The organism is Myxococcaceae bacterium JPH2 (assembly GCA_016458225.1).
Lineage (GTDB): Bacteria > Myxococcota > Myxococcia > Myxococcales > Myxococcaceae > Citreicoccus.
In genome coordinates this window covers 691,775-705,989 of the sequence record JAEMGR010000005.1, presented here as the reverse complement: position 1 = coordinate 705,989, position 14,215 = coordinate 691,775, and the positions used below count along the sequence as shown (strand labels likewise).

At 69.7% G+C, this 14,215-nt stretch carries 11 protein-coding genes; 6 read left to right on the top strand and 5 right to left on the bottom strand.

Features of this window, described 5'->3' with window-relative positions:
• The first annotated feature begins 62 nt into the window (after positions 1 to 62).
• Positions 63 to 2,804, top strand: a complete 2,742-nt coding sequence (locus JGU66_11740) for a CHAT domain-containing protein (GenBank protein ID MBJ6761439.1) — start codon at positions 63 to 65, stop codon at positions 2,802 to 2,804.
• 37 nt (positions 2,805 to 2,841) lie between these two features.
• On the opposite strand, the gene JGU66_11735 is transcribed toward JGU66_11740, so the two are convergent.
• On the bottom strand, positions 2,842 to 3,849 hold the full coding sequence (locus JGU66_11735; protein ID MBJ6761438.1) for a cupin-like domain-containing protein: 1,008 nt from the start codon (positions 3,847 to 3,849) through the stop codon (positions 2,842 to 2,844).
• Positions 3,850 to 4,282: 433 nt separating this feature from the next.
• On the opposite strand from JGU66_11735, the gene JGU66_11730 reads away from it, so the two are divergent.
• Genes JGU66_11730 through JGU66_11720 form a run of 3 tightly spaced genes read left to right on the top strand, consistent with a single transcriptional unit; the run spans position 4,283 to position 7,377 of the window.
• Entirely contained in the window at positions 4,283 to 4,840 is a 558-nt protein-coding gene (locus JGU66_11730; GenBank protein ID MBJ6761437.1) for an RNA polymerase sigma factor, read from the top strand.
• Positions 4,837 to 5,691 carry a tetratricopeptide repeat protein gene (locus JGU66_11725; protein MBJ6761436.1) on the top strand — a complete coding sequence of 285 codons (855 nt, stop codon included), beginning with the start codon at positions 4,837 to 4,839 and terminating at the stop codon, positions 5,689 to 5,691. The genes JGU66_11730 and JGU66_11725 overlap by 4 nt, the downstream gene beginning before the upstream one ends.
• Before the next feature lie 51 nt (positions 5,692 to 5,742).
• The gene (locus tag JGU66_11720; protein MBJ6761435.1) at positions 5,743 to 7,377 is read left to right on the top strand and encodes an AMP-binding protein; all 1,635 of its coding nucleotides are present in this window, start codon (positions 5,743 to 5,745) and stop codon (positions 7,375 to 7,377) included.
• Between the two features lie 12 nt (positions 7,378 to 7,389).
• On the opposite strand, the gene JGU66_11715 is transcribed toward JGU66_11720, so the two are convergent.
• From JGU66_11715 to zwf, 4 genes are all read right to left on the bottom strand, one after another.
• The gene (locus JGU66_11715; protein MBJ6761434.1) at positions 7,390 to 8,559 is read right to left on the bottom strand and encodes an acyl-CoA dehydrogenase family protein; all 1,170 of its coding nucleotides are present in this window, start codon (positions 8,557 to 8,559) and stop codon (positions 7,390 to 7,392) included.
• A 184-nt stretch (positions 8,560 to 8,743) separates the two neighbouring features.
• Positions 8,744 to 10,180, bottom strand: a complete 1,437-nt coding sequence (gndA, locus tag JGU66_11710; GenBank protein MBJ6761433.1) for an NADP-dependent phosphogluconate dehydrogenase — start codon at positions 10,178 to 10,180, stop codon at positions 8,744 to 8,746.
• A gap of 34 nt (positions 10,181 to 10,214) precedes the next feature.
• Entirely contained in the window at positions 10,215 to 10,880 is a 666-nt protein-coding gene (gene pgl / locus JGU66_11705) for a 6-phosphogluconolactonase (GenBank protein MBJ6761432.1), read from the bottom strand.
• Complete coding sequence (gene zwf, locus JGU66_11700) at positions 10,877 to 12,418, bottom strand: glucose-6-phosphate dehydrogenase (GenBank protein ID MBJ6761431.1); 1,542 nt, start codon at positions 12,416 to 12,418, stop codon at positions 10,877 to 10,879. Before zwf ends, pgl begins: the two co-directional genes overlap by 4 nt.
• Before the next feature lie 196 nt (positions 12,419 to 12,614).
• Between zwf and JGU66_11695 the strand changes: the two genes are divergently transcribed.
• Together JGU66_11695 and JGU66_11690 are read left to right on the top strand one after the other, a co-directional pair.
• A complete protein-coding gene (locus tag JGU66_11695; protein ID MBJ6761430.1) occupies positions 12,615 to 13,412 on the top strand; it encodes an SDR family oxidoreductase in 798 nt (265 codons plus the stop codon).
• Between the two features lie 11 nt (positions 13,413 to 13,423).
• Entirely contained in the window at positions 13,424 to 14,149 is a 726-nt protein-coding gene (locus JGU66_11690) for a 1-acyl-sn-glycerol-3-phosphate acyltransferase (protein MBJ6761429.1), read from the top strand.
• The last annotated feature ends 66 nt before the right edge of the window (positions 14,150 to 14,215 follow it).

Here is a 14,215-nt window from a genome sequence, read left to right as displayed (position 1 = left end):
GGATGTTGGTGTAGAAGGGCGCGGATGGGCAGCACTCTGGGGTCCGTGCCCGAGGGGGCAGCATGTTGAAGCCGCCGTACGACAAGCTCTGGGCCCTGGCGCTGGCCGCGCTCGTGATTGCCGTCGCGGTCGCGGTGGTGCGCATGCCGCCGCGAGGTGTCCCCGAGGAGTTCTGGGCCGAGCGCCGCGCCGCGGCACGCATCGAGGCGCGACTCAGTCATCCCGAGGCGGACCGCTACCGGACCCGAGCCACTGCGGGAGGCTGTCCCGTTCCTCCCGAGCCCATCCCGCTGCGCGACCTGGCGAAGATGGAGGAGCAGGGAGACTGGGCGGGCATCGCGGCCGCGTACGCGCTCCAAGGTGAGTGGAACCAGGCGGCGTCCTTCCTGGAGCGCCTGCCCGCGTCACCGGATCGAGACAGCGACCTGGGCGCCGTCTATCTGTCGCGAGGCAACTACGAGCAAGCGTTGCGCCTGTTGGATGGCGCGCTCGCGCAGAAGCCGCAGCACGCGCAGGCCCTGTGGAACCGGGCCCTGGTGTTGCGTGAGATGGGCCTCACGCTGCGCGCCTCCGAGACGTTCGAGCAGGTGGCGGCGCTCAAGGAGCAGGGCTGGAGCCGCGAGGCCCACGCGCAAGGCATCGGGCTGCGGGAGAGCACACTGGAGCGCGCTCGGGAGTGGAAGGCCGCGACCGCGAGCATGCGGGCGTGGATGGAGAATGACCAGGCGCCCCTCCCGCTCGCCGAGGCGCGCAGTCTGCCCAGCACCGTCCGGCAGGGATTGTATGAAGCGCTCCGCGCGGCGCCTTCCAAACAGCGCGCCCTCGCGTTGATGCCCCTGGCGCAGGAGTTGGATCGACTGCAGGGCGGCACCTCGCTCGTGGACTACGTGAAGCGCGTATCCACCCTGGACTTCAGCCGTCGCGCGCCGCTCGCGAACGCCTATGCGGAGATGGTGCGCACGGGCACTCCGCCGGATGCGGTGCTGGACAAGTTCAAGGCCACGGCGGACGACGACCTCTTCATGGGCGCGGCATTGATACGCCCGGGGGGCGCGCAGCGACACTTCGCGGAGTTCCTGGCTCGGGCGAAGAAGCAGTCCGACCCTTGGTTCAACCTCATCGCGGAGAGCGAGCTGGCTCGCAAGGAGCACGCTGACGGTGAGTGGTGGAAGGCCGAGCAGCGGCTCTTCAGGGCCCTGAAGGTCTGCCGAGAGGGCGCGCTGTCCGCCCGCTGCGTGGACCTGGAGGTGAAGCTGGGGCGGCTGTACGTGGAGCTCCAGCGCGTCACCGAGGCGGAGCGCCATGCACGCATCGCGTGGGCCTGGGCGCGTCAGCTCCGCGAGTGGAACCTCGAATCGCAGTCGCTGGAGATGCTCGTCCACCTGACGCGCTCGCGGAGCGACTTCGCCAGCGCGCGTGCCTATCTGGAGGAGTGGATCGCGCGCACGGGCCGCGACGCCTTCTGCTACTGGCCCCACGTCAACCTCGCGCACATCCACTACCTGGATCAGCATCCCGAGGACGCGCGGCGGGAGCTGGACATCGCGGCGAAGTGCCCCGACGTCAACGCGGACCTGATGTTCGGTGCCACGATGGTGGAGCTGGCGCGGCTGGGGACTCGGCCGGGGGACGCCGAGTGGGTCCGCAAGGCGGTGGACTCCGCGTCCTCGGGGCCCAATGTCTTTCCCGGGGACGTCGTCTACGGTCACTACCTTGAGGGCCGCTTCGTCCTGGACAGTGACCGTGTCCACGGGCAGGCCATGCTGACGCGTGTGATTGACGAGGCTGAGAAGCTGCCCCATGGCGACATGCTAGGGCGCGAGGCCTGGGCCTACAGCTACTCCTCGCTCGCAGTGGACGCGGGGCGCGCGCAGGAGTTCGGTCGTGCCCTGGAGCTGCTGGCCCGCCAGTTGGGTGCCCCCGTACCGAAGCGATGTGCGCTGGCCGCGGCGGTGCACTACGAGCGAACCGTGGTCGTCGCCGTGGATGCGCAGGGGACCGTGCGCGGGTTCTACGAGCCCGCGCGCGCGGAGGCCTTTGCGCGGATGGACTCCTCGACGCTCATCCCGCCCGCGCTCCTGCAATCCGTCCGGAGCTGTGATCAGGTGGAGGTGCTGGCCTGGCCGCCGGTGTTCGGCCGCACGGAAATCCTGCCGCCGGACATGGCCTGGAGCTTCCGCGTGGGCCGAGGGGGCGGCCGGATGACTTCACCCAATCCCAGACGGCTCGTGGTCTCCAGCGTGGAGACGCCCTCGCTGCTCCAGCTTCCCCGGCTGCCGGCGTGGATGCCCGCCGCCGATTCCGAGGCGGGCGCGATGGAGTTGCTGACTGGGGCGGACGCCACGCCCACCCGCGTGCTGGCCGGGATGACAGACGCCACCGAGATTGAAATCCACGCGCACGGCATCGTGGACCCGACGTTGTCGGATGCCTCGCTGGTGGTGTTGTCTCCCGAGGACAACGGCCGTTATGCCCTCACCGCGGATGTGGTCCGCAAGCAGAAGCTGAATGGCTCGCCCACGGTGTTCCTGGCCGCGTGCAGCGCGGGTCGGCTCACCACCAACGCGACGCACGAGCCCTTCAGCCTGCCCGCGGCGTTCATCGACGCGGGGGCACGCGCGGTGCTCGCGTCCACCGTGGATATCCCGGACGCTGCGGGACGTTTCTTCGATGGGGTCCGTCAGCGGATCCGCGCGGGAGCCCCGCCCGCCATTGCCCTGCGCGACGAGCGCCAGAAGTGGCTCGCACGGGATGCCCGCGCGGATTGGACGCGCTTCGTGTTGTTGGTGGAGACGGGAGACTGAGAGTCTGAGGAGTAGCAGCCCCGCGAGGGGCCGCTGTTCAGGGGGGGGGAGACAGATGTGTATTGCCGCCGGGAACTTGGAACTGGTGGAACGTCACGGACGCGCTCACATCCAGGGCGCGCACCCAGTGCCACCATCCCACGGGAATGAAGACCATCTCACCGGGCTCCAGCACGGTCTCCAAGACCGTGGCCTCGGAGTACAGCGCGTGGCGCTCCAGATCGGGGCGGGCCGCGTCCACGTGACTGAAGGTCCCCTTGCGAGGGTAGACCCGGTGCCGCTCGAAGGAGGGCACCAGCTTCACGTGCTTGCGTCCCATCACCTGGCACAGCAAGACATTCAGGTTGTCATGGTGCAGCGGGGTGACGGTCCCCGCCGGACCCAACAGCAACGTCAACATGTCTGGGTTCAACGCCGGGTCGATGATGCCACGCGGCGCACGCACGTCCTTGGTCAACGCCTGCAATCCCTCGCGCCGCCAGTTGTCATTGCGAGGGACCATGTAGTGGTCGTTCGTCTCGCCCCCTGCCTCCACGCGGCGCACGTACTCCGCGAAGGTCATCTGGGTGCGATGCCGCTCGTATTGCGAGGCGTGATCCGGGTTCGCGTCACGCCCCGTCATCACCTCGATGACCACGTGCCCGAAGCGCTCCCTCAAGCTCTTCAGCGTCCACTGCGTGCGCGCCGGCCAGTCCTCCATCATTCCTTGCAGCACCACGGGCCGATGCCCGAAGTAGTAGCGCGCGAAGAACTCCTCGGCGCTCAAGTCCTTGCGCCGCTCCAGCGACCAACCCCCGTCCCCCCGCCGCAGGTCGCTGTAGAGGTCCAGCAGCGCTTCCAGCCCCCCGTAGTGACGGGCCAGCCGTTGGCATGCCTGGAAGGCAGGGTGCGTGCCCATGGACTCCAGCTCCCGTCGCGCCAAGCCGGGCTCCACGCCTGCTTCGGCCAGCACCTGCAGCACGTCCTCCTCCGGCACCCCCAACGCCAGGTTCTCCGCCAGCCACACCTGCCACTCCGCCTGGAGGCGAGACTCATCCATGCCCATTAGGAACTCCATGAATTCCCTGATTCGATGCCAAAGACCCGATGCAGGCAGTGGCAGTCCGGCATGCTATGGAATGCCATGGCTGTCGTTTTCTACCCGTTCGAGTTTCACCCCAGCCCGAGGAGTGAGCGCCTATGACGCCCGGTGATGCCTATTCCACCCGACCCGGCGCCTTTGAGCCCGACTACAGCGAGCCCCACGTGAAGAGCAACTATCCCACGTGCGAGCAGACGCAGCGCCGGCGGCGTCCGTCCCCGCCCCCGGTCGTTCCCCCCCTGGGGGAGACGGCCCCTCCGTGGAATGGCGGCTCTGAGTCGCGCTGAACCCATCCTGCCCGGTAGGCACCTGGCCCCGCCGGGCATTTTTTTGCTCAAGATTTGGGACGCTGGGCGTCTTTGTCAGGGAAACCACTCGTACTGTGAGCGTGGGCCTCATGGCCAATCTCTTCAACCGGGAGCGGCGCCACTTCGAAGCGTTCATCCGGCGACATCGGCCCAGCCTTCTGGCCGTGGCTCGCCGGCTGTGCGCTCGGGGGGGCCTGGACCCGGAAGACCTCGTCCAAGAGGCCTTCGAGCGCGCGCTCCCCGAGTACGAGCACCTGAAGGACCGGACAGACCCGGCCGCCGCGGCCTGGCTCTGCACCACCATGACCAACCGCTTCCTGGACTACTGCCGGCGTCAGCGCACCGAGAACCGGGGCCTGCCACACCTGGCGCTCGTCCAGGACTCGATGGTCTCACTGGACACACCCCAGGAGAGCTGGGAGCTGGTGAGCAACGACGCCTTCCATGCGGCCATCGAGCGGCTGAAGCCGCACCTGCGAGACGCCTACCGGCTGCACGCCGAGGGGCGCCGCTACCAGGCCATTGCCGAGCATTTCAACGTTCCCGTGGGCACCGTGGGCAGTTGGCTCACCCTGGCGCGCAGGGACCTCAAGGAGCTGCTGCAGCCGAGTGTGGCGGTGGCCCAAGAGCGGGGAGTCCTTTCATGAACGCGAACTGCACCAGGCTGCACCTCTTCATCGACGGAGAGCTGGGTGACGCGGAGGCCGAGGCGTTTCGCAGCCACCTGCCGCGCTGCCCCGCCTGCGAGGAAGGGCTGAAGGACCTGCTCCAGCTCGAGATGCTCGCCGCCCGCGCGCTCGGAGGCGCGGCCCTGGAGGCCGAGGCCGCCGCGCCCGCGCCTTCGCCCTCGCCTCAGAAGCCGGAGACGAAGGTGGTGCCGCTGCGCCCCTGGGCCAGGCGCGCGTACCAGGCCGCCATCCCGCTGGCCATGGCCGCGTGCCTCTCCGCCATCTTCGTGTACCGGCAGGCGCCCTCGGATGTGCCCGGCGTGGTGTTCCTGGAGGACATGGGCACGCGCGGCCTGGAAGAGCGCCTGAGCCATCCGCGCGCCGACCACTGGCGGCCCTATGGCCCCATGCGCGGCTCCGAGTCCACCGTGGAGGCGCTGCCGCTGCGCCCCCTGGCGGACCTGGAGGAGCGCGAGGACCTGCGCGGCGTGGCCGCGGCCTACCTGCTCCGGGGCGACCTGCGCCAGGCCGAGGCCTTCCTCGAGCGCGAGAAGCCCTCGGCGGATCGCGACAACGACCTGGCGGTCGTGGCGCTGAAGCAGCGCTCGCTCACCCAGGCGCTGGAGCTGCTCAACCGCGCGCTGCGTGCCGAGCCGCGTCATCCGCAGGCGCTGTGGAACCGCGGCCTCGTCCTGCGCGAGCTGGATTTGTTGGATCGCGCGGCGGACTCGTTCGAGCAGGTGGCCCAGCTGGGTGAGCAGGGCTGGAGCCAGGAGGCCCGTCAGGAGGCCGAGCGGCTTCGCGCGCTGCACGGCAAGGCGTCGAAGTAGTCGCGAGGGCGTGGCAGGCTCCGGGGACATTCGCGCCCCAGGAGCCAGGACATGCCCCGTTCCGCTTCGCGCAACATGAATGACCATGCGGCCACCCACCGGGACTTCCGGTGGGAGCGGCCCGAGTTCTTCAACTTCGCCACGGATGTGATGGATCGCCACGCGAGGGAGCGGCCCGATGCGGTCGCCCTCCAGTGGTCCGATGACTCCGGGGACTCCCGCCGCTTCACGTTCGCGCAACTGCGGGCGCATTCGCTGCACGCCGCGCGCTTCCTCACGGACCTGGGGCTCGGCCGGGGTGATCGCGTCTTCGTGATGATGCCGCGCGTGCCGGAGTGGTGGTTCCTGGTGCTGGGCTGCATCCGGGCCGGCATCGTGTTCATGCCGGGCACGCCCATGCTGACGGCGAAGGACATCCGCTATCGGCTGGAGGTCTCGGGCGCGGTCGCCGTCCTCTCCGAGGCGAGCTGCCTGGAGCGGTTCGAGGGAGTCGTGGGCACCGGCGGCGTGAAGGCCTGGGTCGCGGTGGGGGACGCGCCCGCGCCCTGGCGGCGCTACGTGCCGGCCGAGGCCGCGCCCAGCGGCGGGGACGCATTCGCGCCGACGCGCGCGGAGGAGCCGCTGCTGATCTACTTCACGTCCGGCACCACGGGCATGCCGAAGATGGTGCTGCACACGCACGCCAGCTACGGCCTGGGCCACGCGGTGACGGGGCGCTACTGGCTGGACCTGGGCCCGGAGGACCGGCACCTGACGCTCAGCGACACGGGCTGGGCCAAGTGCGCCTGGGGCAAGCTCTTCGGGCCATGGAGCCAGGGCGCGTGCAACGTCGTGCATGACTTCCGAGGCCGCTTCGACGCCGAGGGGCTGCTGAAGGTGATCGCGCGCGAGCGGCTGACCACGTTCTGCGCGCCGCCCACCGCGTGGCGTGCGCTGGTGCTCCAGGACCTGAAGGCCCATGACTTGTCATCCCTGCGCCACGTGGTGAGCGCGGGCGAGCCGCTCAATCCCGAGGTCATCGAGACGTGGCACGACGCCACGGGGCTGCACATCCGCGAGGGCTACGGTCAGACGGAGACGGTGGTGTTGGTGGGAATGTTCCCCTCGCTGCCGCCACGCCCGGGCTCCATGGGCAAGCCGTCTCCGGGCTTCACGGTGTCGGTCATCGACGAGCAGGGCCGCGAGGTGGCCGATGGCGGGGAGGGCGACATCGCCGTGCGCGTGGCGCCCGAGCGCCCCGTGGGCCTGTTCCACGGCTACCTCCAGGACGACGCGGCCAACCGCGCGTGCCGGCGCGGCGACTGGTACGTCACGGGAGACCGCGCCGTGCGCGACGCGGAAGGCTACTTCTGGTTCGTGGGCCGCGCGGACGACGTCATCAAGACCTCGGGCTATCGCGTGGGGCCCTTTGAAGTGGAGTCCGCGCTGCTCGAGCACCCCGCGGTGGCGGAGTCCGCGGTGGTGGGCGTTCCCGACGAGAAGCTCGGACAGCGCATCAAGGCGTATGTCCTGCTCTCGCCTGGCCACGTGGGCTCCCCGCAGCTCATGCAGGAGCTCCAGGAGCACGTGAAGAAGACGACGGCGCCCTACAAGTATCCGCGCGAAATCGAGTTCGTCACCGAGCTGCCCAAGACGGTGAGCGGGAAGATTCGCCGCGCGGAGCTGCGCGCATCGTCGCGCAAGTAGGGCCCGTGTCGCTCACGCCTCGAAGAGGACGGGGAAGCCGAGGAGCGCGGCGCCCATCTGGGTGAACCAGCCCTCGGCCACCGAGGCGTGTTGCATGAGCGTGTGGATGTCTCGGAAGCGGCGCTGCAGCGTGGCGCCGTCGCGGATGGAGGACGCGCCGCCCGAGTGGTAGCAGCTGGTCACCACCTGCGCGGCCGTCTCCGTCACCCACGTGAGCGTGGCGGACACCTGCGGCGCCAGGCCGAAGGCGACCGCCGGAGACGTGTTGCACGCCTCCCAGTATTGGCGGCCCAGGTCGCGCAACGCGGCGCGCGCGCCTCGCACGGCGGTGTCCGCGCGGCCCAGGCGGTTGCGGAACACGGGCGAGTCCACCAGCGCGTGGCGCGCGTACAGCCGCTTCTTGCCAGTGAGCGCCAGCGCCATCAGGTCATCCACCGCGCCCTGCGCGATGCCCAGCGCCACCGCGCCCATGTGCAGCGCGCAGTGCAGCACCGGCACCACGTACGTGGGGCCCTCCACGTTGGGCGTGCCCATGAAGATGTCGAAGCTGCGCGCGTGCGGGACGAACGCCTCGATGACGACGTCGTGGCTGCCCGTGCCGCGCAGGCCGAGCACGGACCAGTTGTCCATGATGCGCCCCTCGCCCGCGGGCACCAGCATGCCGCGCGTGCGCACCGTCCCGGGCGCGGGGCCGGGCAGCGGCTTGCCGTCGTCTCCCAACAGCACGCAGTTGCCGAACAGCCAGTCCGAGTGCTTGCAGCCCGTGGCGAAGTTCCACCGGCCGGTGACCTGGTAGCCGCCGTCCACCTCGCGCGCGGTGCCCTGCGCGTTGAAGGCGCCGCCCATGGTGACGTCGGGGCTGGGCGCGTAGATGGCGTTCAGTTGCTCGCGCGGGAGCAGCACGAACATGTGCGCGCTCTCCGAGGCAATCATGGTGGCCCAACCCGTGGCACCGTCCGCGCGAGACAGCTCCTCCAGCACCTCCAGCCCCGAGACGAGATCCAACTCGGTGCCGCCCACGTTCCGAGGCGCGAACATCCGGAAGAGGCCCGCGTTCTTGAGCCGTGTGACGACGTCTGGCGGAAGGGTCCGCGCCTCCTCGATGGCCGCGCTCTGGGCGGCGATCTCCGGCGCCAGAGCCCTCACTTCTTGAAGGACCTTCGCTCCCGGTTCAGTCGACATGGATGACCCCTGGTGTGGTGGTTCCCGAACGGTGTCCTCCAGCTAACCAGAGAGAGCTGACTTTCGGGGAGGGACCCCCGACGTTGTTTCACTGCGTCACGGCGGGGGCCTTCCCTTGCGACAGGGGCACAGGGGTGACACGCACCCAGGTGTGATACCTGGGCGCGGGTCTCAACCTGCTGCGTCACGCGTTCCAATCGCTGTGCACGAAGCCTGCGTCGGGGGTGTCTCGGCGCTGGTAGGTGTGGGCGCCGAAGGCGTCGCGCTGGGCCTGGGTGAGATTCTGGGGCAGCTCCGGGCTGCGGTAGCTGTCCATGTACGCCAGGCTGGAGCTGAACACCGGCACAGGGATGCCCAGCCGCGTCGCCGAGCCGAGGAACTTGCGCCACGAGGGCGCCAGCCCGTCCAGCACCGGGGCGAAGGCATCGGAGACCATCAGGTTGGGCAGCTCCGGCTGCTGCGTGAAGGCCTCGCGCAGCGGGGTGAGGAGCTTGGCGCGGATGATACAGCCGCCGCGCCAGATGCGCGCCATCTCCGCCAGCGACACATTCCAGCCATACTCCCGTGACGCCACCTGGATGAGCCGCATGCCCTGCGCATACGTCACCACGCGCGCGGCGTAGAGCGCGTCATGCGCCCACTGCGCCAGGTTCTGGCGCTCCTCGGTGGACAGCGACTCGTGCGGCCCCTTGAGCACGCGCGAGGCCGCCACGCGCTCGTCCTTGAGCGAGGACAGGTTGCGCGCATCCAACGCGGAGGCGATGGAGGGCACGGGCACGCCCTTGTTGAGCGCCACCTGCACCGTCCACTTGCCGGTGCCCTTCTGGCCGGCCTTGTCCAACACCATGTCCACCAGTGGACGTCCGGTCTTCTCGTCCTTCTTTCGGAGCACCTTGATGGTGGTCTCCAGCAGGAAGGACTCGGCGATGCCCTCGTTCCAGCGCGAGAACAGGTCCGCCAGGGACGTGGCGTCCATGCCCAGGCCGCGGCGCAGCACGTCGTACGTCTCCGCGAGCAGCTGCATGTCCGCGTACTCGATGCCGTTGTGCACCATCTTCACGAAGTGGCCCGCGCCATCCGGCCCCACGTGGGTGACGCACAGGCCCGCCTCGGTGCGCGCGGCGATGGCCTCCAGCACGGGGCGCACCAGCGCGTACGCGTCCGCCGGGCCGCCGGGCATGATGGAGGGCCCGTGGCGCGCGCCCTCCTCGCCGCCAGACACGCCCACGCCCAGGAAGTGGAAGCCCTTGTCGTGGCAGAGGCGCTCGCGCCGGCGCGTGTCCTCGTACCAGGAGTTGCCTGCGTCCATCACCACGTCGCCGGGCGACAAGAGCGGGAACAGGCGCTCCAGCATGGAGTCCACCGCCTCGCCCGCCGTCACCATCAGCAGGATGCGGCGCGGGCGCTCCAGTCGCTTCACGAACTCCTCGAGCGACGCCGTGCCACCTATCTCCGGGTGTCCGTACTTCTGATGCATCTCATCGATGCGCTCCGCATGCCGGTCCCACACCGCCACGCGGAAGCCGTGGTCCGCGATGTTGAGGGCCAGGCTCGCGCCCATCACGCCCATGCCCGCCACGCCGAACTGCGCCGGCTTTGGAGGGCTGCTTGCCGCAGTCATGCTGCCTCCTCAGAAGCTTCCTTGGGAAATCTCGTCACTGTCCCGCAGCGGCGGGGTCCATCATCCACTGCGCGCGAGTCACGCGGGCCGCGGGCAGGGCCGCGTCTCCAGCCAACACCCGGCGCACCGCGTCCTGCTTGCCCGCGCCCGCCACCAACCCCAGCACGGCCCGCGCGCCTTGCAGCACCGGGAACGTCAACGTCATGCGCCACGGTGGGGGCTTGGGGCCCACCACCGCGAGCACCCGCCGCTCGTGCTCTTCGAGCGCGGGACTGCCGGGGAACAGGCTGGCCGTGTGGCCGTCCTCGCCCATGCCCAGGAGCACCACGTCCAGCGCGGCGGGGAGCCGGGCCTCGTAGTCGCGCGCGGCCTGCTCGCGGTCCTCGCGCTCGCCCTCCATGCGGAACACCTGCGAGGACGGCAGCCGCAGCGGGCGCAGGAGCGTGTCCTCCACCAGCCGGTAGTTGCTCTGGGCATGGTCGGGCGGCACGAAGCGCTCGTCCACGAAGTACACGTCCACGCGGGCCCAGGGCAGCGTCATCCCCGCCAGCGCGCGATACGTGGGCGCGGGCGTCGAGCCCCCCGACAGCGCGAGGCTGACGCGGGGCTGATGGCTCAGGGCGTCCTGGAGCGCGCGCGCCAGCCACTCGGCGGCCTGTCGCGCCAGGTGCTCGGGGGCGACGACGAGGGGCTCGCTCATAGCGGCGTCCACCGACGTCCGCTGCGGGCCAGCAGCGAGGCGGCGGCCTCCGGACCCGCCGTCCCGGGCTCGTACGTGTGCACGGTGCCGCCCTCGCCGGTCTCGATGGCGCGCAGGATGGGCGTCACATAGGCCCAGGCCTGCTCCACGCTGTCCTGTCGCGCGAAGAGCGTGGCGTTGCCGCGCATGCAGTCCAGCAGCAGCCGCTCGTAGGCCTCCGGCACGGGCTTGGCGAAGCTCTCCGCGTAGTTGAAGTCCATGGTGACGCCCGCGATGTTGACGTCCTCACCGGGGACCTTGGACTCGAAGGAGAGGGCGATGCCCTCGCGCGGCTGGATGCGCAGCGTGAGCACGTTGGGCTGCAGCCGCTGGCACGTGGCGCCCTCGCCGCTGAAGAGGCCCACGGGCACGGACTTGAAGTGGATGGACACCTCCGTCATGCGCCGCTTCAGGTTCTTTCCCGCGCGCACGTAGAAGGGCACGCCCTGCCAGCGCCACGAGTCCACGTGCATGCGCAGCGCGACGTACGTGGGCGTGCGCGAGCCCGGCTTGACGCCCTTCTCCTGCGCGTAGCCCTTGTACTGGCCCACCACGACGTGGTCCGCGACGTCGGCGCCCTCCACGGGGCGCAGCGCGCGGAACACCTTGTTCTTCTCGTCGCGGATGTCCTCCGCGCCAAAGGACACTGGCGGCTCCATGGCGCACAGCGCGAGCACCTGGAGCAGGTGGTTCTGCACCATGTCCCGGATGACGCCCGTCTCGTCGTAGAAGCCGCCGCGCCCCTCCACGCCAATCGTCTCCGCCGCGGTGATCTCCACGTGGTCGATGTGCTGGCGGTTCCACAATGGCTCGAAGATGGCGTTGGCGAAGCGGAACACGAGGATGTTCTGCACCGTCTCCTTGCCCAGGTAGTGGTCGATGCGGAAGATCTGCCGCTCGTCCAGCACCGAGAACAGCTCGCGGTTGAGGGCCTTGGCGCTCTCCAGGTCGTGGCCGAAGGGCTTCTCGATGACGAGCCTGCGCCACGGGTGGTGGCCTGGATCCGTCTGGCGCGTCAGCAGCCCCGCGTCCGCGAGCCCCTTGAGAATCTGGGGGAAGGTGGAGGCGGGCGTGGCCAGGTAATAGAGCTGGTTGTCGCCGGTCTTCTGCTTCTGGGAGACCGTGGCGAGCCGCTCGCGCAGGCGGACGAAGGACTGCGGATCATCATAGGCGCCGGAGACGCCTTCGAGGCGCGGGGCGAAGCGCTTCCAGGTGGCCTCGTCCAGGGGCTGCGTGCGGGCGAACTTCTCGAGGCCCGCCTTCACGTGCGCGCGGAACGCGGTGTCGTCCAACGTGGAGCGGCTGAAGGCGACGACGGCGAAGTGCTCGGGGAGCAGGCCCGCGCGGTCCAGCTCGAAGAGGGCGGGGAACAGCTTGCGCTGGGCGAGGTCTCCCGTGGCGCCGAAGAGCACCACGGTGCAGGGATCCGGACGTCCGGCGCGGACGAGCGGTTCTCCCTCTCGGGGATGGGTCTCGACGTGCACACCCTTCACATCCATTCGGCGTCTCCTCGCATTCGACCGGGCACCTAAGTTCGTAACGCGCCGAGGCCGCAAGCGCATAAGAACCCGAGTGACGCCGGGGCGACGTCCCGAGTGTCATCGGCCAGGACGCGGGACCCATGCCCGGAGAGGGGCCCGGCTCAGGGTGGAGGACGTCCGGGAGGGGCGGGAAGGTGGTATGCCCTGGGGCACCATGACGACATCTCCCGTGGCGCTCATCACCGGTGGTTCGCGCGGCGTGGGCCGCGCTGTGTCCCTGCGGCTGGCCAAGGCCGGCTATGACATCGTCTCCACGTATCGACGTGACGCCGAGCAGGCCCAGGCGCTGTGCCAGGAAGTGGAGGCGCTGGGGCGCCGCTGCCGCGTGCTGGTGGCGGATCAGCTGGAGCCCGCCAGCCTCCACAGCGTCTTCGACACCATCCAGGAAGAGTTCCACGGCCTGGATGTCTTCGTGGCCAACGCGGCCTCCACCGTCTTCACGCCGCTGATGCAGACGAAGCTCCACCAGATGGACAAGACGTTCAACGTCACGGTGAAGAGCTTCCTGTTGGGCGCGCAGCGCGCGGTGCCGCTGATGGAGGGCCGCAAGGGGCGCATCGTCGCGGTGTCGGGCATGGACTCGCGCATGCCCCTGCCGTTCCACGGGCTCCTGGGGGCCATGAAGGGCGCCATGGAGATCATGGTGAAGTACCTGGCCGCGGAGCTGTCCGGCACGGGCATCCGAGTCAACGCGGTCAACCCGGGCTACATCGACACGGACTCCAGCCGCTTCTACATGGGCGATGCGTGGGCGGGCCTGGAGGCCACCGTGAAGGAGCAGGTGCCCTCGGGCCATGTGGCCAGCCCGGATGAGATTGCCCGGCCCATCGAGTGGCTGTGCTCGGAGGGCTCCGAGTACGTGAATGGCCAGACGCTCGTCGTCGACGGCGGCCTGGAGGTCAACTACGCGATGAACTTCGCGGCGCGGATGACGCCGCCCGCGCAGCGCTGACGGTCCTGCGCATGCGGTTCGTCGTCTCGGTGTGGTTCTGGCTGCTGTTCCTCGTCGTCGCGCCGGTGTTGTTCACGCTCGGCGCGGTGCTGTTCCTCGTCTCGTATCCGGTGGACCGAAACCGCAATGCGTTGCATGCGCTGGTCTGCAACGTCTGCTTCTGGGTGTGGCTGCACGCCTCGCCCGGCTGGCGCACGCGCATCGAGGGGCGTGAGCTGCTGCCGCGCGGCCCCTGTGTGCTGGTGGCCAATCACCAGTCCGCCATGGACATCCTCGCGGTGATGGGCCTGTTCACGCCGTTCAAGTTCGTGGCCAAGGCGTCGCTGTTCCGGCTGCCGCTGGTGGGCTGGATGATGACGCTGCTGGGGCACGTGCCCGTCGTGCGCGGCACCTCCACGTCGCTGCACCAGCTGTTGGACCCATGCCGCGCCTGGCTGCGCCGGGGCATGCCGGTGTTCATCTTCCCCGAGGGCACCTACTCCACCAACGGTCAGCTGCTCCCGTTCAAGCGCGGCGCGTTCCAGCTCGCGCTGGAGGAGCACGTGCCCGTGGTGCCCATCGTGGTGGAGGGCACCACGGGGTTGGTGGAGGGAGACGGTCCCTGGCTGAGCCCCCGCGCGTCCATTCGCGTGCGCGTGCTGCCCCCCGTGCCGCCCGAGGCCTTCGGACCCGACCCCGTCGACCTCGCCACGCGGGTGCGCGAGCAGTACCTGCGGGCCCTCGGATCTTCCCGGTAGCCCCGCGTTCGGGCCGCGATGGTTGCGGATTGAAGGACATTTCCCTGCGAGACGGGCGTATCGGGA

Excerpts from the sequence above, each read along its gene's own strand:
- JGU66_11720 (MBJ6761435.1), top strand. The coding sequence starts at position 5,743 with ATGCCCCGTTCCGCTTCGCGCAACATGAATGACCATGCGGCCACCCAC.
- zwf (MBJ6761431.1), bottom strand. The coding sequence starts at position 12,418 with ATGGATGTGAAGGGTGTGCACGTCGAGACCCATCCCCGAGAGGGAGAA.
- JGU66_11735 (MBJ6761438.1), bottom strand. The coding sequence starts at position 3,849 with ATGGGCATGGATGAGTCTCGCCTCCAGGCGGAGTGGCAGGTGTGGCTG.
- JGU66_11740 (MBJ6761439.1), top strand. The coding sequence starts at position 63 with ATGTTGAAGCCGCCGTACGACAAGCTCTGGGCCCTGGCGCTGGCCGCG.
- pgl (MBJ6761432.1), bottom strand. The coding sequence starts at position 10,880 with ATGAGCGAGCCCCTCGTCGTCGCCCCCGAGCACCTGGCGCGACAGGCC.
- JGU66_11725 (MBJ6761436.1), top strand. The coding sequence starts at position 4,837 with ATGAACGCGAACTGCACCAGGCTGCACCTCTTCATCGACGGAGAGCTG.
- gndA (MBJ6761433.1), bottom strand. The coding sequence starts at position 10,180 with ATGACTGCGGCAAGCAGCCCTCCAAAGCCGGCGCAGTTCGGCGTGGCG.
- JGU66_11730 (MBJ6761437.1), top strand. The coding sequence starts at position 4,283 with ATGGCCAATCTCTTCAACCGGGAGCGGCGCCACTTCGAAGCGTTCATC.
- JGU66_11695 (MBJ6761430.1), top strand. The coding sequence starts at position 12,615 with ATGACGACATCTCCCGTGGCGCTCATCACCGGTGGTTCGCGCGGCGTG.
- JGU66_11715 (MBJ6761434.1), bottom strand. The coding sequence starts at position 8,559 with ATGTCGACTGAACCGGGAGCGAAGGTCCTTCAAGAAGTGAGGGCTCTG.
- JGU66_11690 (MBJ6761429.1), top strand. The coding sequence starts at position 13,424 with ATGCGGTTCGTCGTCTCGGTGTGGTTCTGGCTGCTGTTCCTCGTCGTC.